Genomic DNA, 24,302 nt, shown 5'->3' on the forward strand with positions numbered 1-24,302 from the left:
CGGATTGTATCGCCGACACCGTGCCCGGTCAGGTCACGGCGTCGTCCCCAGGCGCCGCGCGTCGACCAGTTCCGGTCGAGACGTCGCCGAGCCCGCAAGGGCTACCAGGGCCGCGTAGTGAGTTCTGGCCTCCGCGCGCCGTCCCGCCGCCATCGCCGCCCGTGCCGCACCGTGGCGGGCACGGTACCGCCCCGGCTCCTTGACCAGCGTGGCCTCGTAGGCGGCCAGCGCGTCAACAGGGCGCTGCAGGCCGAGCAGCATGTCGCCGAGTTGCTCGCGCGCGGGCGAGAGTGGCCCGGGCGTGACCGCGGCCTTCTCGGTGGCATCCTCGCGATCCGCGGCCTCACGCAGCGCGAGCACCGCCTGGTCCGCCGCTCCGTCGGCCAACAGCACCCACGCACGCGCCGCCAGCTGCTGGATGGCGACCTGTTCCGACCAGTAGGCATCGCCTGACGCATGCAGCGTGTGCGCGATGGCGTCCAGGCGCGCCAGGTCCTCGCGCGCGGCTGCGGCCTGGCCGCTCCTGGCGGCGCCGATGGCGCGGGCAAAGTGCGTCACTGCATCTGCCCACGGGGTCGGGCTCTTCGTGATGGGCAGCGCTGCGGCCTCGGTCCAGGCGTCTCGCTCCAGCGCGTAACGCGCGGGAATGGCCGCCGCGGCATAGAAGCCCGCGGCGGGCGGCGCGGCGTTGCCGGCCCCCCTGGTGTCGATCTTCAGCACCAGGGCCGGGACGGCGTCCACGGTCTGTCTGGCAGCGGCATCCTGCGCCAGCTGCAGGTACGCGTAGGCCTGATAGTCGAGCGCGTGCAGTTCCTCGGCCGTTGCGCCATCCTTGCGCGCCGCGGCCGCCGAGGCGCGGTTGGTATCGATGGACTCCTGCCACGCTCCGACGCGGGTGAACGTGTGCGAGGGCATGTGCAGCGCGTGAGGCGCATCCGGGGCGATCGACGCGTATCGTCGCGCCGCGGCGAGCGCGCGAGGCGCGAGCGCGGGCACATCGAAGCTGTGGATGATGTAGTGCGCCAGGCCCGGATGCTCCGGCTGGCGTGCGAACTCCGCTTCGAGGATGGCGCCGGCCTTGAGCTGGTTCGCGTACGTCTTGTCCGTGGGCGGGGCGCTCTGCGCCAGTGCCAACGCGTGAAACACGCGAGCCTCCACGTCGTCCGGGAAGGCGTCGGACAGCGCGGCCATGGCCTGCGCGTACGACACGAGCCGCGCGTGCGGCGCCATCGGCGCCGGATCGAAGAGCCGGCCGACAGCGGCCAGGTAGGCCCTCTCGCGATCGGTCGGCGCGGATCGCCCGGCCGGCGGTGCCGGCGACGACTCGGACGCGGCGGCGAGCGCGGCGCGCCCGGCCTCGAGCGCCTGAGAAGAGCGCGATGCCGCGAACGGGTTGCCCCACCAGCTCATCGCGATGCCCCAGTGCGCCATCACGCACTGCGGGTCGCGAGCGAGCACGCCCTCGAAGGCGGCGATGGCCGCCGAGAACCAGAAGGAGTGCAGCAGCGCGACGCCATCATCGAAGGCGGCCTGCGTCGAGGCGGCGCATGACGTGGGGAAATGCACGCGACCCAGCCGTCGAGGTCGTCCGCCGTGTTCGTGGGCGGCGTCCTGGGCCACGACGGACCCGACACCACCCCACAGGATCACCACCACCAGGGACAGGATGCGAGACGACGCGTGACGCTGGTGCATGTCCAGACCCTCCAGACACCTCGTTGGCAACAGGGCGGTGTCCCCTCCTGCAAACGTCCCACGGTGCGTCGACGCACACACCTGAGTCGGCGGTGGCGGGTAGTGCGAGAGTGGGCGTGGAGTTGGGGGCGGTCCCGGCCCGACGAGGGTGGGGACCGCCAGGGCTCACCGCAGAATGTCGCGGCCGCCGTACGTGGTGAAATCGCGCTCGAGCGCTTCGGCGTGGGCCTCGTCGCGGGCGCGCGTGCCCAGGACGATACCGCCGTCGCGAATGCCCTGGTCGTAGACCTTGGCCCGTTCCTCGGGAATGCCAGCCCCAATCAGCGCCCCGAGCAGGGAGCCCGCCGCACCGCCCGCACCTGCACCCGCGAGCGCACCGGCGATGGGGCCGGCCACGACCAGCCCCAGTCCCGGGATGGCGACGGCCGACGCCGCGGCAACCAGCGCACCGACGGCCGCACCGACGCCCAGGCCCGTCGCACCGCCGATCCCGGCGCCTTCGGCGGCCTTCGTGCCACTCTCGAACTCCTTGCCCGCCTCGGCGCCGGCGAACTGCTTCGTGCGCGTCTCGTCCGACATCAGCACGTCGATGTCGTCGGAGGCATAGCCGTGCCTGCTCGTCAGGTCGGCATACGCACGGCTGGCCTCGTCAGGCGTGCGATAGAGACCAGTGACCAGTCGGCCCCCCGAGGCATCGGCGCTCACGGCCGGCGTCCTGCTGTCGACGGCGTCGTTGCTCGCCTGCCGATCCCGTCCCTGGGCACTCTCGAGCTCGCCCTCACGCTCGAGACGCGTATTGCCCGTGACCGAGCCTGCGGCATCCTTGGTCGCGCCCGTAACGCGTTGGCCGAAGGCCGATACCTCTTCCGTCAGTGAACCGTCGCGATGTGTCGTGTCGTTGGTCATGCGGTCTCCCTCGAAGAAATCGACGACGGTCGGCGTTCGTCCGACCGCCCAATCGCGAGAGGTACCGCAAGGATGTTGCCACCGGGCGAGACCGCAAAGCGGTTCGACAAAAGAGAGTCCGGGGAGGGGCGCAGTGTAGGCACCGCGGGCATCTGCATCCCCGCAAATCAGTAGAATCGTCGTCCATGGCTGCCGAGTATCAACTGGACCGCGCCGACGCCTCCGGCGTTCACTTCACCATCGACCATGGCGAACGGCTGTTCATGGTCTACGGATGGCTGGTCCCGGCGGGCCTGATGATCGTGTTCGCCGTGCAGACGCTGCTGAGCGGCGAGTCGTCGGATCGCGTCTACGCCTACGTCCTGTTCGCGCTGGCGGCGGTCTTCGCCAGCGTGACCGTCGTGGCGGCGCGACGCCCGCAGCCCCCGGCGGTGCTGCACTTCGACAACGTCTCGCGCACGCTGCGCTTCGAGGACGGCCACGGCCGGGTGCTCTCCTCCGTGCCGTACGCGGACGTCGGTCCGTTCTCGCCGGGCCGGCACTCCGATGGCGGTGCCGACGGACGAGGGCGCACGTACCACACGATTCGGGTCACCCTGCGCGACGGTCGTGTGCTGCCGCTCGGCGGCAACACCAGCGAACCCACGCGAGATGAGCAACTCGCCACGCTGCGGCGATGCGTCATGCTGCCCTCCGCGGCGGATGCCGAGTAGGTGAGCCCGGACGGCGTCGTGACTCGGTGCGAGCGTCGCGTGGTCCGGAACGCTGTGGCGGCGCGACCGTCAGGCGATCGCCGTGAAGAAATCGGGAATCGCCAGGTCGGTCAGGCCGAGGCTCGGCACCGAGACGGCCAGCCGGAACGTCCGCGCCGATGAATCGACCGCGAGGTGGAGGGTCGCGTCCGCCCTCCGCACGGGTCCCCACTCGAGGTTCGGTTCAGGCACGGTGATCTTCTGGCAGTGGCGCAGCGGACCGATCGAGCCGCAGACCCAGTGGTCCTCGTCGCGCCATGTCACCTGCGTCGTCTGGTAGCGGAAGTCGATCCCCGCCGAGACGGACATCGAGAGGTGCGCCCCGAGAACGATCTCCAGTGCGAGGTCCTGGGTGATCCAGCCCTTGGCCAGGTCGACGCCGGCGATGGCGATGTCGTCGAAAGCGATGTCGAGACGAACCGTCACGACGAGCGTCAGGTGCAGTCGTTCGCCCGACTTGACTGCCGCCCTGGTGGTCGCGGCGCCGGTGAGCACCGTGCGTGAGTCGTGCAGGAGCGTGGCGGATCCCCTGAAGCCGATGCCCTGCGCAAGGGTGTCGCCCCCGACGGCGAACGAGTCGCGCCCGGCGAGAAGGTGGAAGTCGCCCTTGAGCCGAACGGCGAACGGGCCGAAGGGGATGGTCTGCTCGGTGTGGGCGAAGAGCAGCATCATCGGAGCACGCTGGGGCGCGGCCTGCCCTGGACTGGCGTAGCCACAGAACTGCGCATCGAAGGCCAGCTCGCCGATGCGCAGTGCCACCCTGGCTCCGGCGATCACGCAGGGTGAGGTGGGCACATCGTAGGTGCCGTCGGGGCGACGCAGGAGATCGGCAAGACTGGTCGATCCGCGTACGCCGCCGGTCGCCTTGATCTGATACTCCGGACGGGCGAACAGCGTGGACTGGTAGAGACCGCGAATCTCGATGTACGGATCCGACTCGAGGGCGTCGCGCTCTGCCCTCGTCAGCGCCCGGGTCGACCGCTGCTCCTCGATCACCAGCAACTGCCTCAGGCGTCGCGCGCGATCCGGCGTGGGCGGCAGCGTCGCGACGAGTGCCGCGGGGATGACCACCGGCGGCTGCCCGGGGACCACCACCAGGTGCAGGCCTCCCTGCCGTCGCACCTGAAAGCGGGCATTGCGGGCGGGAGCCGTCACCGCGAAGTCGGGCGCATGCTGCCGGACGTCGGCACGCGCACGGATGACGAAGCCCTGGCGCTCCTCGACCCGGCCCTCGGCCGCTGGGACGCCCGGGGTGAGGCCGCGCAGGTCGAGGAACCGGCCCAGGCCCTCGTTGATGTCCCGCCCGCGAAACACGACGAGACGCTCCTCGAACTGCCGCAGGTCCGCACCGGACAGCGAGTCGAGATCGAACCCCGCCGACGCCAGGTCCCCGATGACACGGCCCGCGCGGTCGACCGGGACGTTGTCACGCGAGCCGAGGATGGACGCGGCGTCGACCTCCGACCCAAGGAAGCGCGTGGTGTCGCGACGCCAGACGGCCAGTTCGCGCTGGTTCAGGGGCCCGACCGGCAGGCGTTCGGCGATCGCCTTGTCGACGGAGCGCTCGAGGCGCGCCCCCAGCAGCCGCGTGCGCCCCACCTGCCGGATCGCCTGCCGCCGACCGCCGCGCACCGAGATCGTGCCGTTGGGCGCCACCTCGAAGGCCGCGGCCACCAGGCGCTCGGCCACCTGCGTGGAGGTGCCCGGCGATGTCGCGCGGACCTCGAGACCCAGGGTGGCTGTCGTGCGTACCGCCTGCCGGAACAGCGACGTCAGCTCGTCGGCGGGACGCCGCGGCGCCGCGACGATGCGTTCGACGGTGGAGCGCATGGATTCGAGATCCCACTGCCGCAGCACGGCGAGGCGCCCGCTCGGGGTCCGGGCCGCGAGCAGCGCCGACACGATCGCGCTCGACGCCTTCACCGCCAACTGCTCCTTCATCGTCTCGACCGGCGTGGCCAGCGACGCCGTCAGGCGGGCCCCTGCCTGACGGCCGAGGCGCGCAATGAGCTTGTCGCCAGTCCACGTCGTCCCGTTGGCCAGCGTCTTCCGACCGACGCGGTCATGCAGGTCCCAGTCGAACGCGGCGGGTGGAACGCCCGGCCCGGCCGGGGCTTCGCGCAGCGCGCCGAGGCCCTTGCCCTTCTTTCGGCGGTTCTCGTGGTAGGCAATCAACTCGGCTTCGAGCTCATCGGGCAGCAGCAGGCAGGCCGACAGGTGGCAGGCGAAGCGGAAGCCAGGTACGGTCAGCACGGTGTCTGCCGCCAGGCCCCGGTGCTGGCGCGGCACCATGCGCACGATGAGCCCGGGATCTTCGAGCGACCTCGCCGCCAGGTCGACGGCCTTCTGCGCCGCCTGCGCTCCGGCTTCGACGGCCTCGCGACCCGACTGGATCAGCCGCAGCATCCCGTTGATCAGGTCGACGATGTTGAACCTGGCGCTGGCCGTGAGCGCCCCTTGCGTCGTGCCGAAGAGCCCGGCGAGCGCATGCAGCCTGATCGAGCCCGTCAGCTCGGCGTAGAACAGCGCCTTCAACGAGGAGGTCGCCGGGAGCTCCACCGAGAACTCCTGCGCGGCCAGGGCGGCGATCTCCAGCAGCATCTGCAGGGTGATCGACGGCAGCGGTCGCTTGAAGACCACGTCGATGCCGGCCAGCAGCGGCAGGTTGGCGCTGAACTCGAAGCCGGTCGCACCGCTCGCGTCGGTGAAGACGTCGCCCATCAGGAGACCGGGGATGACCCAGAACGGCGGGTTCGCGGTCAGGAACGGCGGCAAGGCGGCGAGTGGGTTCAGCAGCAGTCCCATCACCGGACTCATCGTGATCCACTGCGCCCCGCCGAGCCGGAACTCGCAGTGGAAGGTGCTCGGGCCACGGTCCTGGGGGCGAGCGCCGAGATAGGCGCCACCGTCGATCCTGCAGCCCGGCATGAGGAAGTAGAACGTCGGGCTGAACACCGTCTCGCGCAGGTACAGGGTCAGCGCACGGTTCTGCTCGCTCTGGCCGAACACGAGCTGGATGCCACGATTGGACGGCTGGCGGTCCTGACCGATGAAGTCGGCGCGCCACTGCGGAATCGGCACGGGGGGCGGCGCGGGCGCCGCGATGGCGACATCGATGGTCGACCGCCGCGGCAGGAGCAACCCGACTCCCCCGGCAAACGGCAGGTCAGGCGCGTCGATCGTGGAGGCCAGCGCGAACTCCACCGCCGAGGGATCCCACCGATAGCCGATGCGCAGGTTGTGCAGGAAGACCTTGACGTGGCCGCGCCCGCCGACGGGGATCGACGCCAACGGCTCGGTCTGCGCCCCCGCGGACGCCATCTCGACGAAGACGCTGGTACCTGACGTGCCCAGCGTCAGCGTCGGCGATGGGCCGCCGAGCAGTCCATCGAGCACGGGCGGGTACTGGACCAGCCTGATGCCGCCGCTGATGGCGATCGGATCGGCCGCGGTGGCGCGGAAGGCGATCGCCAGATCGACGATCTCGAACGCCATGAGCGTGTCGTGCGTCGCATCACCGAAGAGCGCCGCGAGCTGCTGCCGCACGGTGGTCATCTGCGCGCGGCGTGGCCCCGCGGAGATCGCATACATGGCGAGGACACGGTCGAAGTCGACCTGGAGCGTGGCGAGCAGCGCGCCGTTGCCAGGCGTCGGGATGCGGATCAGGATGGGGTCGTGCTGCGCGGCACGAATCGACACCTCCGGCGCGTCCTGACGGACCGCGAAGGTCACCTGCGCGTCGAAGGTCTCGCCGAGGATCGCCGCCTCCGCCGACGCGCGCAGCTCGATTACCGGCTCGCCCGTGGCGGGCAGGTCGGCGACCAACGCGATCTGGCGCGGGGTGATGGTCAGCAGCGGCGGCGACGGATGCGAGGCCGCCGCAGACGACGGCGGCGACGGCAGCAAGCGCGCGAGCGCTCGCAACGGGTCGAATGCGGCGGCGCTGGACGGCGCATCGAAGGTGACCGCCAGACGGGCGTCGCCAGTCCCGGTGGCGGGCAGCGAGATCGTGAGGGTCCCCGTCGCAGTGCCTACCGCACTGACCAGCGGCCAGAGGAACTGGTCCCAGTCCGGCGGAAGCGCCGCGGCGCCCGAGATGCCGGCAAGTGTGGCCAGCAGGCGCACCTGCACGCTCACCGTCAGACTCGTCGACAGCGACATCGCGATCGAGAGCGGCTGGAGCAGGGGCATCGACGCGCCACCGGGCCGGAACGGCGGCAGGCCGATCGCCGGCAGGTTGCCGGCGACGGCGAGGCGCAGCACCGGCGGCGCACCCGCCACGGCTGCCAGCGAGAACGTGCACGGTGTTCGCGACAGCGGCAGGATCGCCGCCACCGGGGCCAGCGACGAGACCAGTCCCGTCCCCTCGGCGCCCCACGACCACGCGTTGGATGCGAGCCTGGCCACCAGACGGATGCGCCAGTCGGCGATGGCCCAGGGCAGCACCCACAACTGGCCGGTCGCCAGGACGTCGAGCGTGAGCGCGACGCGCACCGACGATCCGGCCCGCTCGATACGGAAGCCACACTCGAGGTCGGGCAGCCCGGTGGCCTCCGGCAACTGGACGATGCCCGCAGTGCGGAGGCGGACCGCGACCTGCCGCCACGACTGGCGCATCGAGGCATCCAGACGGACGTCTGCCCCATCGATGCGCAACCGCATCGTTGCGGCCGAGAGACCGAGCGGATTGATCACGGCCGGCAGGCGCAGGCCCTGCACCTGCCCCTCGAGGCTGGTGCTGTAGCCACGTCCCTGGCGTCGACACCGGACCTGGAGTGACGCCTCGAGTCGCGAGGGCGAGCCGGAGATCGCGGGGCCAAAGGCCGCGGGCAGCGTGACCAGGCCGGCGCCAGAGGCCTCGAACGACGCGAAGCCGCCGGCATCCCAGGCGCCGAGGCGCGCGGCGAGCGACAGCGCTTCGACCTGCACTGCGCCGCTGGCGAAGCGGATGTCCGATAGCGTGTGCCGGTACTCGAGCGCGTCGATGACGAAGGCCGTGGCGCCGGGTGCGGCGTGGCAGCGGGCAGTGAGTTCGATGGCCTGCTGCGCCTGCACGTTCACGCCGAAGACGTTCAGTGCGCCCTGCGTATCGACGGTGCACGCGAGGGTGCCCGTCCAGGCCCGGTCGAGCGACGCCGTCGCCGCCGTGAGCTCGAAGCCAGCCGAGGCGTTCGTGATCCGGAGCGGGCCGAGGTCGGCGCTGAAGCGCAGGCGACCGGCCAGGGTGCATTCGGCCCGGATGACGGACCCGGACCTGGTCGAGATGCGCGTGCGCAGCACGCAGCGCCCCTCGACATCGAGCACGCCAGCCACGCCAAGGGACGGCGCGACGGGCTGGATGCCGAGCACGTCGATCCGATCGCCGCGCACCACCGCGAACCAGACGGGGCGATCCGGGAGACCGCCGGTCATCGTCGCGTCGAGGCCCGTGCCGAACCAGACCCCGCCAGAGGCGCCGAGCGCTGCCTGCCGGAGCGACTGATCGAGGGGATCATCACCGAGCAGGTGATCCAGGTCGGGCGCGCTGCCGACACCGACCAGCAGACTCACGCCATGGCGATCCCCGGAGATCTCGAGCGCGAGGCGCGCCGCTTGCCCGGCAGCCGCCGGCACCTGCAGCAGGGTGATCTCGTGGAGCCTGAGCGTTCCATCCGGCATCTCACGCCCCCACGGTGAGTGTGAACTCCAGCTGCTCGTGGCCGTTGAACGCAGCGCGGAAGGCGATGGGCTGACACAGCGGGTTGGCCGCCGGACCGGCGAACTTGACCAGCGGCAGCACGGACATCGCTGCGGCGATGACCGGCTGCGGCGACAGCGCGAGGCGCTGCAGCGGCGCGAGGCGATCGAGGCCGGTCCCGAAGAACGGCAGGTTGCGCGGGAAGTCCTCGATCAGGTGCGCCATCAGGCTGGCCACCGTCAGGGCCAGCGCAGGATCCGCGCCGGGCATGGTGGCCATCTCGGCCGCGAACGCGCCGATCCGCTGGGGCTCTGCGGCGCCGGCCGGCAGGCGCAGAACGAAATCGCGGCGAGCCGCGGTCGATTCGGTGCGCCCGCGCCCCATGGCGGCCATGAGGGCGCCCATGGCGAAGGCCTGAACCTTGTCGACCACGGCGGCCAACTGCGCGGGATCGCGGCCGTCGGCATCGGTCAGGTCGAGCACCACGGGGGTCGTCTCCGAGGCGGCGCGATCCATCGCCGGCAGCATGGCTTCGGGCGGCATCGGGAAGGTCAGCCTCAGGCGGTCACGGTCGCTGCCCGAACCGAGCGGGAAGCCGAAGTTGGCGAGCAGATCACCAACCGGACTGAACAGCTCCTCGAGAAAGCCGGTGAGCTCCTCGACATCGCGCGGCGCGTGGAAGGCCGGGAAGCGGGCGGCAATGGCCGCCTTGGTTGCCGGATCCAGCATCGACAGCTCCCAGTCCATGCGCTCGGGTTCGACCGAGTTGTGGGTCCAGAAGACGAGGCGCGCCTGATGCGGCTGCTGATCGGCGGGCAGGTCGCCGTCGATGAGCACTCCCCACACCACGCCGTCCATCCAGCCGCAGGTGCCGCTGTTGAAGTACTGGCTCTTGATTGGGAAGAACGCGTCGAGTGTCGTCACCAGGTCGCGGACCGCCGGCAGCTCCTGCACGAAGGGCAGCAGCCGGAAGTAGGGCTGGCTCTGCGGGTTGTGGGTGTGCCCGATGCAGAGGTGGTGCGAGTGATGGCGCTCGGCGTACTCGAAGAGATCGAGGCGGCCGGCACGCACGTCGGCCATCGACTGCTGCGGGGTGATCTCGACGCCCGACGACGCCCGGAAGTTGATGGCGGCGAACTTGGTGCCGAGGATGGCCGCGACGCTCTCGCGGTACATCAGCCCGTCCGACAGGATACGCGCGCCGTTGGGCAGATGCTGCACACTGTGGGCGAACCTGATGGCCGGCTCCCGCCCGGGCCAGTTGTCGAACAGGAACAGCGTGGCGAGCGCGTCGCGGAAGTCGAGGGTGGGGCTGCCTGACATCGCCAGGCCGCGGGCGTCGATCGCCAGATCCATGGCGCGGTCCAACGGCGTCGCCACGGCGTTGCTGATCAACTTGCCCAGCCAGTTGTTGCTGTCGCAGTTGAAGAAGTCCCACTGGTGCCCGTGCGTCACCAGCATGCGACACGATTGCGTGTAGTCGCGCGAATCCATCCCCAGCCCGATGCTCTCCGGCAGCGTGTCGAGCGAGAGCGTGCCGTCGCGGCCGACCGTCTCGAAGAGGCGACTCTCGGTCATCCGCTTGACGCCGTCGATGACGAAGAAGTCGTAGACGTCGAAGGGCTTGCCGGCGACACCGTTGACGGGCTTCTCCATCACCTCCTTGAGGAGCGCCAGCATGTCCGGATCGCGCAGGTAGGAGTCGTGGTTGCCGAAGATCCGGAAGTAGCGGCCGGCATGGTGCAGCGCGCGGAGCCGGTCGTAGACGTCGGCGTGCGTCTCAAGCGTCTCCTGGAGCTGCTTCTTGAAGCCGGTGTAGCCAGTGCCGGGGTCGGGTACCGGATGGTCGAGCGGGTCGCGGATGAACCACAGTTCCTCGCAGTCGCCGCCCTCGAGCACGGTGAAGCCACCGGCCTTCGCCCAGTCGAGCACGCGAACGAACAGGTCCTTGTTGTTGGAGAAGTGGTAGGTCGAGCCGACCTGCAACGGCGGCAGCTTGTCGCGGCGCGTGTCGCGATGGATGTCGCTGAGGATGAGGTACTTGCCCTTGTCGAAGGTCTTCACCTTGCGACCGGCCTCGGTGTTGATGGGCCGCTGCGTCAGGTCGAGCGCGTCGTTGGGGTTGACCAGGAACGCGACCGGCAGGTAGCAGACCGCGAGGAAGATGCCGAACAGCGGCTGGGCGTTGGCGGCGCACAGGATGCGCTCCTCGCGAGCACGACGCTGTTCCGGTGTCAGCCCGGCGGGCGGAAAGACCATGTACTGCAGGAACGTCAGGAAGCGGCCGCAGTCCAGTTCGTCCCACGGCGTCGACATGAAGTTGACGATGGCCTGCAGGAGGCTGGCGAACGGCTCGGTGCCGCGGAAGAAGTCGCGCAGGCCGCGCGAGGCCGCGGCGAGCAGCAACACCGTGAATGCCAGCATCACGTCCACGCCGAACAGGTTGGCGTTGGCGAAGAGCGCGAAGATGGCCGCCACCTCCGCCGTCTGGATGGCCGACCACAGCGGCTGCAACCATGGCGCCGCGAGGATCGCGCTGACCACCTTCAGCACGACGAGGTGGAGGTCGCCCTCTGGCGTGTGGGCGACGGCGTTGATGACGACGTGGCCCCACAGATCGAACGCCGACGGATGCAGGTGCGCCCCGAGATGGTCGAGCAGTGGGGCGAAGAGGCGCCCCGGGTCGACGCCGGCCGTCGGCACCGCGAAGAAGAGTCTCAGCGCGCGGTCACACGCGGCCGGAGCGCTGGCCAGCAGCGCCGCGAGCATGCCGGGCAGCGCCGCCAGCGGGTCCGACACGCGGCCGATGGCGAACCACACCGCCCAGAGACGCTCGATGATCGCGTCAGGCGCCGCAGCGAATCCGCGGAAGGCCATCGCGAAGACGCGGGCCGCGTCCATCCCACCGGCGATGGCCGCCTCGAGCGCGCCACGCAGCGCGACCTCGAAGGCATCCCACGCGGCAACCGTGGCCGGCAGCGGGTTGGGCACGAGATCGGCAAAGAGCGCCTGCCACTCCAGTTCCGGCAGGCTGCCCTCCGCGGCATCGCGGATCTGGCTGAGGGTGAGCGGCGACTGTCCCCATTCCAGCCGCGCGAGCAGCATGCCGAGGACGTCCGGCAGCTCGAACGTTCCGCCGCCGCTCGGCGCCAGCGTGAACCGGTTGCCGACGCCAGACGCCCAGATCAACGCCCCGTCGAGGCGAAGACCACTGAAGCCGGCCATGGCCGGAAACCGGATCGCGGAGTTGCGAAAGCCGAGCGTCCACGCCGCGCTCGACGACGGGCCGGACGCGTCGAGCGGGAGGTGCAGTGTCGGCAACCCGAGGTCGACGGCGAGACCGTCGGGCAGGTTGGGCAGCGCCGGCACGCTGAAGTTGAGCGGCCAGTCCATGTCGATCTGCAACGCCGGTGCCCCGACCACCGGCGCGGCGGCCGGCAACCGGCCACCCTGCAGCGCGAGATCGACCGTGTACCGGCCCCGCAGCGGACGGAGCGTGCCGGCGCGCCCGAGGGCGCCATTGAGCAGGGCAGACGCCTGACCGCTGCCATTCGAGGTGAGACTCGCCGTGCCGGTCAGGCTGAGGCGGGCCACCGGGCGGTCGGCCGGCAGTTCGAGCGAGAACTCGCCGGCGTCCAGGCGAGCGACGTCCAGTGGCAGCGGGAGCGGCGGGTTGGCGATCGAGAACGTGAAGCGGCCCGAGACGCCCGGGGTGTGCGCATAGCCGATGCGCAGCGGCACCGCGGCCAGCCCCAGGTCCTGCGTGGTCGTCCACGTGGCGTCCCCACTGACCTGGATGCCGCCGGGCCCGGCGTCCCACTGCGGGCTCGCGCCATCGAGGAAGTGCAGCGTGATGGTCAGCGACTGCAGCGCGATGTGGCCGCCAGCCAGCGCAAGGGTGCGGCCGGTGGCCGTGAGCGTGACCTCGTGGCCGCCGTTGGGCCGACGACGATGTGCGGCCTGCATGGACAGCGCCTGCGGCGTGGCGAGAAAGAGGATGGGATCCTTCACCTCGACGTCCACGGCCTGGCCGGAGGCGTTGTCGGCGATGGTGACGGCGCCCGCGAGGCCGGGGACCTGGACCAGGGAGAAGGTGCTCATGCCGATCCCGCGCTCCACGAGGACGTTGCCGTACGATTCAGCCGGAGGATGTGCGGCATTCTATGCCACGCGCGGTGCCCCCCCGCCGCCTGTGTTCACGGGTGCCTCGCCTTCGCTTTCGAGGGGAAACACCTGGCGCCGAATGAGCCCCGCCGCGTCTTCGAACGGCGTGTGCAGGGCCGGAGCCTTGTCGGCCCGCAAGGCCTCGAGTACGGGCAGGGCCTCGATGGCAGCGGGCACCTTCTTGGCCTCCGGGCCGACCAGTTCGTCTGCCTTCTGCTGCTGCGACAGCATGAGGTACTTCTCTCGCCACTCGTCGGTCAGGCGAGCGAGCTGGGCATCCAGCGCACGAATCGCATTGCCGATTCTGAACGGCTGCTCGAGCGCATGCATGCCAGCGCAGATGTCGTTGTCGAGCTGCTGCAGGTCCAGCCGGTGATCGATGATCAGGCGTATCTGTTCGCCGTAGGACTTGGCGGAGCGGTGGGCATCGATGATCGTGAGGCACTTCCTCACGTTCCAGTAGCTACTGGTCAGCGTCGTCAGGGCTGCGAGACGCCGCGCGTGAGCCGCGCTGGCTTCGGCCTCGCGCCGTTCGAGGGCCGCGCGTTCGCGTTCACGCGCCGCGACGTAGCGGTCCACGACCGTTCGGGCCAGCATCGCGGCAATGCCCACGAAGAGGAGGTTCAGCGCGGTCTTGGCCACCTCGAGATACAACAGGTCGAGGCGGCCAACGAGCTGGCTGTGGGCCAGGCCCAGCAGCGCGAGCGAGACCAGGCCGCACGCGGCCACCGTCATCACCAGTGGCCACGTGGATACGTGTGGTTCTTCCATCGCCCCTCCCGGAATCACGGCAACACGCAGTCGACCGATGACGCTGGCCGAGGTGGACTGAGCGGTTGGCCCCCGCCGACCTGTTCACCATGTTCGCCATCCAGACGCTGCTGAGTGGCGAGTCCTCCGATCGCATCTACGCCTACGGCCTGTTCGGGCTGCGTCAGGCGAAGAACGGGACCCCTGGCAGGGCGTGCTTGCGCATGCCCTCCTCGTTGATCTCGACGCCGATGCCTGGCGCCTCGGAGAGCGTGATGAAGCCCTTCTCCACCTGCGGGCCGCTGTACGTCACGATCTCCTTGTAGAGCGGGTTGGTGTCGAAGTAGGTCTGCCACTCGAGAATCATGAAGTTCGGCACCGCCGCGCACACATGGCAGGCGGCCATGGCGCCGAGGTACGACGCCACCATGTGCGGCGCGAAGGGGACGTAGTGCAGGTCGGCGAGGTTGGCAATCCGCTGCCCCTCGCCGAGCCCGCCGGCCTTCTGCAGGTCGGGCATGATGATGTCCACCGCGCCGGCCTCGAGCATCGGGCGGAAGCCGTGCGCGAGGTAGACGTTCTCGCCGGCGCAGATGGGCGTGCGCGTCTCGTCGGCCACGCGCTTGAGCGCGTCGATGTTCTCGGCCGGCACGGGCTCCTCGAGCCACATCAGGTTGAGCGGCTCCAGGCGCTCGGCCACCCGCTGCGCCGTCGGGTAGTCGTACCGCGCGTGCATGTCGCCGCAGATATCGACCTTCGGGCCCACCGCCTCACGTGCGGCGGTGAGCTGGTCCACCATGCGTTGCACTTCACCCGGGCTGGCGGTCCAGTTGAACGTGTCGTACTTGTTCGGATCCGTCGCCTGATCGAGGTCGAACTTGATGGCGGTGTAGCCGTCGGCGGCGGCCTGCAAGGCGGCCGCGGCGAACTGCTCGGGCGTCGGCAGCTTCGACTGATACAGGGCCGTATCGAGATAGACGCGAATGCGATCGCGGAACTTGCCGCCGAGCAGTTGGTAGACCGGCATGCCGAGCGCCTTGCCGGCCAGGTCCCACAGCGCCGTCTCCACGGCGCTCAACACGGCGACGAACATGCCCGCCTGGCCGCCGCCGAAGACCGCGCCCTTCCTCAGTTGCTCGAAGAGACGGTGCACGTTGAGCGGACTCTGGCCGCTCAGGCGCCGGCCGATCGACTGCACCAGGTGGTACGTACCGCCGATGGCATCGACGCCTTCGCCGCAGCCCCAGATGCCCTGGTTGGTGTGGATCTTGACGAAGAGGCTGCCGCGGACGTACCCGCACTTGACCTCGGTGATACGCAGCGCCGACGGCGCCGAGGCCTTCGGCGCCCTGTCGACGGCCTGGGTGAAGGCGGAGAGTGGCGACGCGGCGGCCGCGCCCGAGACGGCCAGCGCAGCGAGAAACGCACGGCGATCCGCAGTGTGCTTGTCCATAGGTCCTCTCGTGTACTGTGTTGGCCTCGGAGAGTACCTCAACCTGACGCGAAGAGGAGCCCGCGGATGCGCACGTTCCCACGAATGGCCCTGCTCATGCTGACGGTGCTGGCGAGCCCATCGGCCGCACTCGCACAGCCTGGTGTCCTCACCAGCGCGCAGCTGGTCGAGTACACGCCCGACTGGACCGGCGACCGCCTGCCCGATGGACGCCCGAAGGTGCCGGACGCGATCCTCGACCGCATGGCCAAGGTCACCCTCGAGGAGGCCTGGGCCGTGGTCACGCAGGCGGGCTTCTCGCATCAGTACGCCGACGGCTGGCTGTCGATCCATCCGGATCAGGTGCTGGTGGGCCGGGCGCTGACGTCCCAGTGGCTCCCCGGGCGCCCGGACATCCTCGAGGTGATCGAGGGCAAGGGCAAGGCCCAGGGCCGCATCGGCGACACCAACGCCTGGCCCGTCGACATGCTGCAGCGGCGCGATGTCTACGTCTCCGATCACTTCGGCCTGAAGCAGAACGGCCCCTCGGTCGGCGACAACGTCGCCAACGCCATCTTCGCCAGGAGCGGCAACGGCATCGTCTACGACGGGGCGATCCGTGACATCAACGGCCTGGAGGCCATCGCAGGGTTCACATCGTTCGTGCGCGCCTACGACCCGTCGCATCATCTCGGTGCGTCGCGAACCGGGGCGCGCCTGAACTCGACGATGATCGGCATCAACGTGCCGATCCGCATCGGCGGGGCCTTCGTCATGCCGGGCGACGTCGTGCTCGGCCGCAACGGCGGCGTCATCTTCATCCCGCCGCAGCTGGCCGAGCGGGTGGTGCAGGCCTCGGAGCTGACGCGCCTCCGCGATACCTTCGGCATCGCGCGGCTGCGGACGGGGACCTACACGGCCGGACAGATCGACGGACGATGGAGCGAGGCCATCGAGGCGGATTTCACGGCGTGGCTGCGCGCCAACATCGACAGTCTGCCGGTCGGCCGTGCGGAGGTCGAAGAGATCCTGAAGAAGCGCCCGTGACGGACCGCGGCGACCGCGGGGCCTACCGGCGGCCGCGGCGCGTGCGGTGGGCCAGGCCGAGCAGACCGGCACCGAGCAGCACCAGCGTCGTCGCCTCGGGGACCGCCGGCGCCTGGTCGTACGCGATGTTGTCGAACTCGAAGGCGTACGACGAGCTCGTGGCGACGACCTTGTTGAAGGCCGTGTCGGAGACGATGTTGACGTAGTACGTCCCACCCGGGCCCTGGTCGCCGTTCGGAGCAACGAGGCTGGCCTGCGACCCCGTGACACGGCCAAGCAGCGTGTTGCCGTCGTAGAACGACAACGTGTTGTAGCTGTCGACCGAGCCCCACAACAGCCCGAGGTAGGTCTGGTACGAGGCGAACGTGAGCGCAGCCTCGGCCCCCGCTGTCGAACCACCGTCCCGCCCCGACGTGAGGTACCGGGACTGGTTGGCCCCGTTGTAGGTGTCGCCGAACGCGGCGCCATTGAGGTTGGAGAACACCGGCGCGGCGTACCGCCCGGACCTCGCCCCCGTCACGACGCCGGCATCGGGTACGAAGCTGACGGTGAGTCCGCCGTTGGTGCCCCCGGCCCCTCCCGTCGCGAGCCAGTTGAGATTGTCGAGGGTCACGCCGGCGGGCGCGCCGCCCACGGACGCCGTCACCGTGAAGGAGGCCGCGTGCGCCGCCGAAGAGCCCAGCACCGTGGCGAGAAGGAGAGCGGAAAGCACCGTGCGCGTCATGTCGTCTGTACCGGCCAGGCCGCCGGAGCGGTCGGGGAACACGGCTGCTGGGGGTGGCCGCCTTATTGACACGTGTACAAGCGACTTCCATGCCATGGTGTCGCCCTGCCGACATCTCAACAAAACCAGACGTTTGGGCTGACTGCGATGTCCAGAAGTGGCGTAAATCCGACACCCCGGCGGATCTTTCTGGCTGGCTGTCGGTTCAGCGCCTGCGTGTGCGTGTGCCAGGCGCCAGGCGGTATCATCCGCCTGTCTGCGCGGCGCCGCGGCGCATGCGCACGCGCAGGAGGGGCCATGACGACTGGACGACGGACGTTTCTCCGGCTGGGGGCTCTCGCTGGCGGCGTAGCCGGTCTCAGGGCCACGGGATCGAGGGCCACCGCACAGCGTGCCGACACGCAGGGCACGACGACGACCGTCGACCCGGCGCGGCTGATCGAGGCCGCCGCGGCGCCGGTCCTGCGGCGCGACCGGCTCACGAGCCCGGTCGTCATCGCCTCGATCGAACTGCTGAAGGCCGGCGACCAGTATCTGGTGCGCGCCCGGTCGACGGACGGCGCGGTCGGTCTTGCCGCCGGACATCCCGACGTGCTCGAGACGACCTGGCCCATCCTCACGCGCCGCGTCGCGCCGTTCTTCATCGGCAAGGACGCCCGCGATCTGGACGCGCTCATCGATGGCGTCTTCCTCGCCAACTCGAACTACAAGTGGCAGGGCCTGCCGTTCTGGGTGCCCGTCGCGAGTATCGAGTTCGCCATCCTCGATCTGCTGGGCCAGATCGCGCGCGTGCCGATCGGCGACCTGCTGGGCGGCGTCACGCGGCGCGACGTCGCGGTCTATCGCGCCAGCGGCAATCGCGGCAACACGCCGGAGGCGGAGATCGCCTATCTCCAGCAGCTCGTCGCGGAGACCGGCGCGGGCGCCATCAAGTTCCGGCTCGGCGCGCGCATGCGCTACGACGACGCCTCGACGCGTCGCGACCTGGCGCTGATCCCGCTCACGCGCAAGACGTTCGGCGATGCGATGGCCATCCATGCCGACGCCAATGGCTCGTACGACGTCGCTACCGCGCTGCGCATGGGCGCGGTGATGCACGCGCATGGCCTCGCCTTCTTCGAGGAGCCAGTCCCCTTCGACCACTACGACGAGACGAAGGCCATCGCCGCGGCCCTGCCCATCCCTGTCGCCGGTGGCGAGCAGGAAAGCAGCCTGCGGCGATTCCGCTGGATGGTCGAGCATCGCGGCGTCGACGTCGTCCAGCCCGACCTCTTCTACTTCGGTGGATTGATTCGATCGATACGCGTCGCACGCATGGCGGCTGTTGCCGGCCTGCCGTGCACCCCTCACATGTCGGGTGGGGGGCTGGGCTACCTCTACGTGGCCCACTACGCCTCCTGCGTGCCCAACGCCGGCCCGTTCCAGGAGTACAAGGGCAGCGACGACTCGCTGCCGGTCTCGTCGGAGACCTCCACGCTCCGCGCCGTCAAGGGCCGCCTCACGGTGCCGTCGGGACCGGGTCTGGGGGTGACGATCGATCCGGCGTTCGTGAAGGCGGCAACGGTGGTCACGTGAGGGCGCGGCAGTGCAGGCCCCCGGTCGAGTTGTGGCGCAGCAGACCGCCAGAGCGTACGCTGTCGGCATGACCACCGTGCCAGGCGCTCCGGGGCCGTGTCGCAGCCGCCTCGACAGAACCGCCGAGTCACACGGTCGTCACACCGACACACTCCAATGGGCGAGGCGATGACGATGGGCAGCCAGCTCGAAGCGAGCCTGCAGCACGACATGGACCTGATCCGCGCGGCGGTGACGGAGATGGCCGGGCAGTGCGAGCGGGCCCTGCGCGGCACGCTGGACGCCATCATCCACGGCGACCAGCACGCCGCGTACCTCGTCATCCTCCGCGACGGCCGCATCGACGACCTCGAGCAGCAGCTCGATCGCCTCGCGCTCGAGTTCCTGGTGCGGCAGCAGCCCGCGGGCAGCCACCTGCGCTTCGCCTTCGCCGCCCTCAAGATCAGCACCGAACTCGAGCGCATCGGCGACCATGCCGAAGGCGTCGCCCGTCGCGCCCTCAAGCTGCACGAGATTCACCCGCACCTGCATGCCGAGCCGTTCGCCGAGATGGGCGAGGCGGCGATCGCGATGCTGCAAAGCGGCGTCCGGGCCTTCCTCGACGCGGACGCCGAACTGGCCCGGACGACGATGGCCGCAGAGCGGACGATCGACAAGATGCGCCAGCGCATCGACAAGACGCTCATGATGCGGCAGGCGGCCGGCGAACTCGGCCTCGAGGCCTATGCCCTGTTGTCGACGATGAGTCGTCGCCTCGAGCGCGTGGCCGACGAAGTGCGCAACATGTGCGCCGAGACGCTCTACATGTGCACGGGCGACTTCGCCAAGCACAACGCCCCCGAGGCGTTCCGCATCCTGTTCGTCGACCAGCACAATCACTGTCGCAGCCAGATGGCCGAAGCGGTCGCCACGACTTTCGCGCACCCCCGGCTCCTGTTCAGCAGCGCCGGCCTCGATCCGAGGCCCATCGATCCGCGCCTCGCCGAGTTCCTGTCGGAGAAGGGGCTGGACATCACCGGGCACCAGCGCCCGAAGTCGCTCGATCAGATTCCGAACCTCGAGGTCTATCACGCCGTGGTGGCGTTCGATACCGACGTCTACTCGTCACTGCGGTTCAGACGGACGCCGACGGTGGTCTTCGACTGGCACGTCGAGGACCCGTCCGTGGTGCCAGGGACGCTGGCCGACGCCCGCCCGGCCTACGAGCAGGCGCTGGCCGCCATCCGCAGCCACCTGCAGGTGCTGGTCGAGGCCATCGTCCGTCAGGACTGACCCTCGATGCGCGCGCTCCTGTCCCATCGGCGGCTGGCGGTTGGCGCGCTGGCCGTCAGCGTGCTCGGCCTCGCGGCCTGCGGTGAGGGCGGCCCCGCCCCTCGGGCCGTGCTGCTCAACCGCGGATCCGACACGATGATCAACGTCGCCCAGGCGTGGGCCGAAGCCTACGCGACGGTCGCGCCGGGCGTCTCGGTGGAAGTGGCCGGCGGCGGATCGGGCGTGGGGATCGCGGCGTTGATCGACGGCACGGTGCAGATTGCCAACAGCAGCCGCCCCGTCAAGGCCGCCGAGCGTGAGGCCGCGCGAGCGTCGCAGGGGGCCGACCTCGTCGAGCACGTGACCGGCTACGACGCCCTGGTCGTCTACGTGCACGCCTCCAATCCGGTCCGGTCGATGACGCTGGCGCAACTGCGTGACGTCTTCGCCGAAGGCGGCCGCCTCACGCGCTGGTCGGATCTCGGCGTGCAGCACGGGACGTGCCCACGCGACACGATCATCCGCATCAGCCGGCAATCCAGTTCGGGCACCTACGACTACTTCCGCGAGGTGGCGCTCGACACGCGCGACTTCAAGCTGGGCACGCTGGAACTCAACGGGTCGAAGGAAGTCGTCGAGCTGATCGCGCACACGCCGTGCGCCATCGGCTACAGCGGCATGGGCTATGCCACCGACGGTGTGAAGATGCTGCCGCTCTCCAACGGGGACGGGCCGCCGGTGGCGCCCACCGCGCAGGCCACCCTCGACGGCAGCTATCCGATCGCACGACCGCTCTACATGTACACGGTCGGTCAGCCTGCGGGCGAGACGAAGCACTACCTGGACTGGATCCACTCACCGCCCGGGCAGCGCCTCGTCGCGGCCGTCGGCTACGTGCCGCTCCCCGTGCCGGCACCAGGGCCGAGTGGCGCGCCGGCCCCGGAGGCGCACCCGTGAACGCTCCCCTCCCACGCCCGATCGTCTTCCGGCGGCCGTGGTACTCGGTGGCCCTCGAGCGCGCCATCGAAGCGCTCATCATGGTGTGCGGCATCAGCGCCGTGATCCTGGTGGGCGGCATCTTCTTCTTCGTCTTCCGCGAAGCCTTCCCGATCCTCGCCAGCCCGAACTTCGGTCTCGGCGAGTTCCTCTTCAGCATCGAGTGGTACCCGACCTCGGTGCGCGACGTCCGCTACGGCGTGTTGGCGATGATCGTCGGCACCCTGGCGGTGACGGCGCTGGCCATGGCCATCGCGGTGCCCTTCGGCATCGGCGGGGCCATCTACCTGTCGGAGTTCTGCACGCCGAAGCTGCGCGAGACGCTCAAGGTGGTCATCGAACTGCTCGCGGCCATTCCGTCCGTGGTCTGGGGCTTCATCGGCCTCACCGTCGTCAACGATCTGCTGATCACGCTGTTCGACGCCGCGGTCGGCCTGAACGTGCTGAACGCCGCGCTGTTGCTCGCGCTGATGAGCCTGCCGATCATCGTGTCGATCGGCGAGGATGCGCTGAAGGCGGTCCCCGACTCGTATCGCGAAGCCGGCGTGGCACTGGGCGCCACCCGCTGGCAGATGGTCTACCGGGTGCTGCTGCCTGCCGCGCGCAACGGCCTGCTCGCCGCCGTGCTGCTCGGTGTGGGCCGCGCGGTGGGCGAGACGATGGCCGTGCTGATGGCCACCGGGCATGCCGTGCAGATTCCGACCGGCCTCCTGGAGCCGGTCCGCACGCTCACGGCCAACATCGCGTCGGAGATGGGCGAGGTCAGCCAGGGCTCGGAACACTATCGCGTGCTCTTCACCATCGGCGTGCTGCTGTTCGGCATCACGTTCCTCGTCAACCTCGCCGCCGATCTCGCGGTGCGCGGACGCCGCCGGTAAGCCATGTTCGAGGCCGGTCCCGAGGTTCGCCGCAAGCTCGGTCACGAGCGCATCGCCCACCTGGTGCTCGCCGCCGTGACGATGTGCATCGTCCTGCCGCTGTTCGCCATCCTCGCGTATCTGGTCGTGAAGGGCTGGCCGTCGCTCTCGCTCGCCTTCCTGCTCGAGCCGCCCCGCGAGATGCAGACGCAGGGGGGGATCTGGCCAGCGCTGATCGGCACCGTGTACCTCGTCGGCGTCTCGCTCGCCGTCGCCGCGCCCGTCGGCGTGCTCGCGGCGGTCTACCTCAACGAGTACGCCCGCGACACCTGGTTCACGCGCCTCATTCACGTGGCGGTGATCAACCTCGCCGGCGTCCCCAGCATCGTCCACGCGCTGTTCGGGCTCGGCGCGTTCGTGCTCGCGGCTGGCCTGGGCCAGTCGATCCTGGCGGCCTCGCTGACGCTGGCCGTGATGACGCTGCCGGTGATCATCGCCAGCACGCGCGAGGCACTGGCCGCCGTGCCGCGCTCGTTCCGTGAAGCCTGCTGGAACGTCGGCGCCACCCGGTGGCAGACCATCCGCGTCGTCGTGCTCCCCAATGCCATCAGCGGCATCCTGACGGGCGTCATCCTGCAGGTGTCGCGCACGGCCGGCGAGACCGCGCCCATCCTCTTCACGGGCGCCGTGATGTACAAGGCCGTCGACCGCGGCGACGTCTTCCCGTACCGGTTGACCGAGAGCGCGATGGCGCTGGCGACGCACCTCTACAACCTGGCGACGCAGATCAACGGTGCCCCCGACTCGCTGCAGTTCGCCACCGCGACGGTGCTCGTGGGCGCCGTCCTCCTGATCAACTCCACCGCCGTCGTGGTGCGTGCCGTGCTGCGCAGCCGGAGGAAGTGGTGAGCGGCCCCGGCATGGACGCGACGCCGGTCACTCGTGTGCGCGACCTCCGGGTCCGGTACGGCACGACGGAGGTGATCCACGGCATCACCTTCGACGTGCACCGTGGCGAGATTCTCGGCGTGATCGGCCCGGCGCAGTCGGGCAAGACCTCCCTGCTCCGCTGCCTGAATCGCACGCTGGAGTTCACCCCGGGCGGGCACAGCGAGGGCCTCATCGAGGTCGATGGCGAGGACGTCCGGCGCACGCGCGACGTCTACGCGCTCCGCCGGAAGATCGGGATGGTGGCCCCGCTGCCGGTGGGTCTTCCCCTGTCGATCTACGACAACGTCGCCTTCGCCCCGCGTGCGGCCGGCCTGACGCGACGTGCCGCCCTCGACGACCTGGTCGAGCGCTGCCTGACGCAGGCCGCGCTGTGGGACGAAGTGAAGGGACGGCTCGACAGCCTCGGCACCAAGCTCTCCGGCGGGCAGCAACAGCGTCTGACCATCGCCCGGGCGCTCTCGCACCAGCCGACCATCCTCTGCCTCGACGAGTTCTCGATCGCCATCGATCCCGTCACCACCATGCGCATCGAGGACGTGCTCAAGCAGCTCAAGGCCGAGATGACCATCGTCCTGGTCACCAACCTCACGCAGCAGGCGCGCCGCCTGGCCGATCGCACGATGTTCATGCTCGAAGGATCGATTGTCGAGCTGGCCCCCTCCGAGCAGGTCTTCTCGGCGACACCAGCCGACCAGCGCACCTTCGACTACGTCAACGGAACGTTCGGATGACCGCCGTCCCACCACCGCACGGTATCGAGGCACGCGCGCTCAATCTCTGGTACGGCGACTTCCAGGCGTTGCGCGACGTGTCGCTGCGCGTCAGGCCACAGCTGATCACGGCGCTCATCGGCCCGTCGGGCTGTGGCAAGACGACGTTGCTGCGCTGCTTCAACCGCATCAACGAGCGCTACGGCTCCGTGCGCACGACGGGCGCCGTGGAGGTCCTCGGCCAGGACGTCTACGCCCCCGAGGTCTCGCTCGTCGAGTTGCGCAAGGCCGTCGGCATGGTCTTCCAGCGGCCGAACCCTCTGCCCATCTCGGTCTACGAGAACGTGGTGTTCGGCCTGCGCGTGCACGAGGAACGAGGCCGGCTGACCCGGGCGGTGCTCGACGAGGCCGTCGAGAGCGCCCTGCACGAAGTGGGCCTGTGGAGCGAGCTCAAGGACCGGCTGCAGACCCGCGCCACCAGCCTGCAACTCGATCAGCAGCAGAAGCTGTGCATCGCCCGGCTCCTGCCGCTCAAGCCGAGCGTCATCCTGATGGACGAACCGTGCTCGGCGCTCGACACCGCCGGCACCCGCGCCATCGAGGAGCTGATGTTCGTCCTCAAGCAGCGCTTCACGATCGTCATCGTCACGCACAACATGTCGCAAGCACGCCGGGTCAGCGACGAGTGCGTCTTCATGCTGCTCGGCGAGGTGGTGGAACACACGCGCACCGAACAGCTGTTCCTCACGCCGCAGGATGCGCGCACCGCGGACTACGTCGAAGGACGGTACGGCTAGCGGGTGCACTTTCGGCTT

Annotated in this window: 16 protein-coding genes; 9 read left to right on the forward strand and 7 right to left on the reverse strand. The window is 69.8% G+C overall.

Going from position 1 to position 24,302, the window contains the following annotated elements:
• Positions 1–33: 33 nt before the first annotated feature.
• Both Q0C41_RS04365 and Q0C41_RS04370 read right to left on the reverse strand, forming a co-directional pair.
• Positions 34–1,695, reverse strand: a complete 1,662-nt coding sequence (locus Q0C41_RS04365) for a hypothetical protein (protein ID WP_291981265.1) — start codon at positions 1,693–1,695, stop codon at positions 34–36.
• A 165-nt stretch (positions 1,696–1,860) separates the two neighbouring features.
• Positions 1,861–2,601 carry a CsbD family protein gene (locus tag Q0C41_RS04370; protein WP_291981266.1) on the reverse strand — a complete coding sequence of 247 codons (741 nt, stop codon included), beginning with the start codon at positions 2,599–2,601 and terminating at the stop codon, positions 1,861–1,863.
• 185 nt (positions 2,602–2,786) lie between these two features.
• Here Q0C41_RS04370 and Q0C41_RS04375 point away from each other — a divergent pair, with 185 nt between their 5' ends.
• A complete protein-coding gene (locus tag Q0C41_RS04375) occupies positions 2,787–3,314 on the forward strand; it encodes a hypothetical protein (RefSeq protein WP_291981267.1) in 528 nt (175 codons plus the stop codon).
• Positions 3,315–3,383: 69 nt separating this feature from the next.
• Here the strand turns inward: Q0C41_RS04375 and Q0C41_RS04380 are convergent, their stop codons facing one another.
• From Q0C41_RS04380 to Q0C41_RS04395, 4 genes are all read right to left on the reverse strand, one after another.
• On the reverse strand, positions 3,384–9,011 hold the full coding sequence (locus Q0C41_RS04380) for a hypothetical protein (RefSeq protein WP_291981268.1): 5,628 nt from the start codon (positions 9,009–9,011) through the stop codon (positions 3,384–3,386).
• Position 9,012: 1 nt separating this feature from the next.
• The gene (locus tag Q0C41_RS04385) at positions 9,013–13,131 is read right to left on the reverse strand and encodes a hypothetical protein (RefSeq protein ID WP_291981270.1); all 4,119 of its coding nucleotides are present in this window, start codon (positions 13,129–13,131) and stop codon (positions 9,013–9,015) included.
• Between the two features lie 60 nt (positions 13,132–13,191).
• Positions 13,192–13,965, reverse strand: a complete 774-nt coding sequence (locus Q0C41_RS04390) for a hypothetical protein (RefSeq protein WP_291981271.1) — start codon at positions 13,963–13,965, stop codon at positions 13,192–13,194.
• Between the two features lie 163 nt (positions 13,966–14,128).
• Positions 14,129–15,397, reverse strand: a complete 1,269-nt coding sequence (locus tag Q0C41_RS04395) for a mandelate racemase/muconate lactonizing enzyme family protein (protein WP_291981273.1) — start codon at positions 15,395–15,397, stop codon at positions 14,129–14,131.
• A gap of 66 nt (positions 15,398–15,463) precedes the next feature.
• On the opposite strand from Q0C41_RS04395, the gene Q0C41_RS04400 reads away from it, so the two are divergent.
• Positions 15,464–16,423, forward strand: coding sequence for a hypothetical protein (locus Q0C41_RS04400; protein ID WP_291981274.1), 960 nt, complete (start codon positions 15,464–15,466; stop codon positions 16,421–16,423).
• A gap of 22 nt (positions 16,424–16,445) precedes the next feature.
• On the opposite strand, the gene Q0C41_RS04405 is transcribed toward Q0C41_RS04400, so the two are convergent.
• Complete coding sequence (locus tag Q0C41_RS04405; RefSeq protein WP_291981276.1) at positions 16,446–17,147, reverse strand: PEP-CTERM sorting domain-containing protein; 702 nt, start codon at positions 17,145–17,147, stop codon at positions 16,446–16,448.
• A 297-nt stretch (positions 17,148–17,444) separates the two neighbouring features.
• On the opposite strand from Q0C41_RS04405, the gene Q0C41_RS04410 reads away from it, so the two are divergent.
• The 7 genes from Q0C41_RS04410 to Q0C41_RS04440 all read left to right on the forward strand — a co-directional run bounded on the left by Q0C41_RS04410 (position 17,445) and on the right by Q0C41_RS04440 (position 24,284).
• Positions 17,445–18,722: a mandelate racemase/muconate lactonizing enzyme family protein gene (locus Q0C41_RS04410; RefSeq protein ID WP_291981278.1), complete on the forward strand. Its 1,278-nt coding sequence runs from the start codon at positions 17,445–17,447 to the stop codon at positions 18,720–18,722.
• A 168-nt stretch (positions 18,723–18,890) separates the two neighbouring features.
• On the forward strand, positions 18,891–19,994 hold the full coding sequence (gene phoU, locus Q0C41_RS04415; protein ID WP_291981281.1) for a phosphate signaling complex protein PhoU: 1,104 nt from the start codon (positions 18,891–18,893) through the stop codon (positions 19,992–19,994).
• Positions 19,995–20,000: 6 nt separating this feature from the next.
• Positions 20,001–20,930, forward strand: a complete 930-nt coding sequence (locus Q0C41_RS04420; protein WP_291981283.1) for a phosphate ABC transporter substrate-binding protein — start codon at positions 20,001–20,003, stop codon at positions 20,928–20,930.
• Positions 20,927–21,847: a phosphate ABC transporter permease subunit PstC gene (pstC, locus tag Q0C41_RS04425; RefSeq protein ID WP_291981284.1), complete on the forward strand. Its 921-nt coding sequence runs from the start codon at positions 20,927–20,929 to the stop codon at positions 21,845–21,847. The genes Q0C41_RS04420 and pstC overlap by 4 nt, the downstream gene beginning before the upstream one ends.
• 3 nt (positions 21,848–21,850) lie before the next feature.
• Complete coding sequence (gene pstA, locus Q0C41_RS04430; RefSeq protein ID WP_291981286.1) at positions 21,851–22,735, forward strand: phosphate ABC transporter permease PstA; 885 nt, start codon at positions 21,851–21,853, stop codon at positions 22,733–22,735.
• Entirely contained in the window at positions 22,732–23,508 is a 777-nt protein-coding gene (locus Q0C41_RS04435) for an ATP-binding cassette domain-containing protein (RefSeq protein ID WP_291981288.1), read from the forward strand. The genes pstA and Q0C41_RS04435 overlap by 4 nt, the downstream gene beginning before the upstream one ends.
• Positions 23,505–24,284, forward strand: coding sequence for a phosphate ABC transporter ATP-binding protein (locus tag Q0C41_RS04440; protein ID WP_291981290.1), 780 nt, complete (start codon positions 23,505–23,507; stop codon positions 24,282–24,284). Before Q0C41_RS04435 ends, Q0C41_RS04440 begins: the two co-directional genes overlap by 4 nt.
• Positions 24,285–24,302: the final 18 nt, after the last annotated feature.

It is taken from the genome of Luteitalea sp. (genome assembly GCF_022842525.1).
In the GTDB taxonomy this organism is placed as follows: domain Bacteria; phylum Acidobacteriota; class Vicinamibacteria; order Vicinamibacterales; family Vicinamibacteraceae; genus Luteitalea.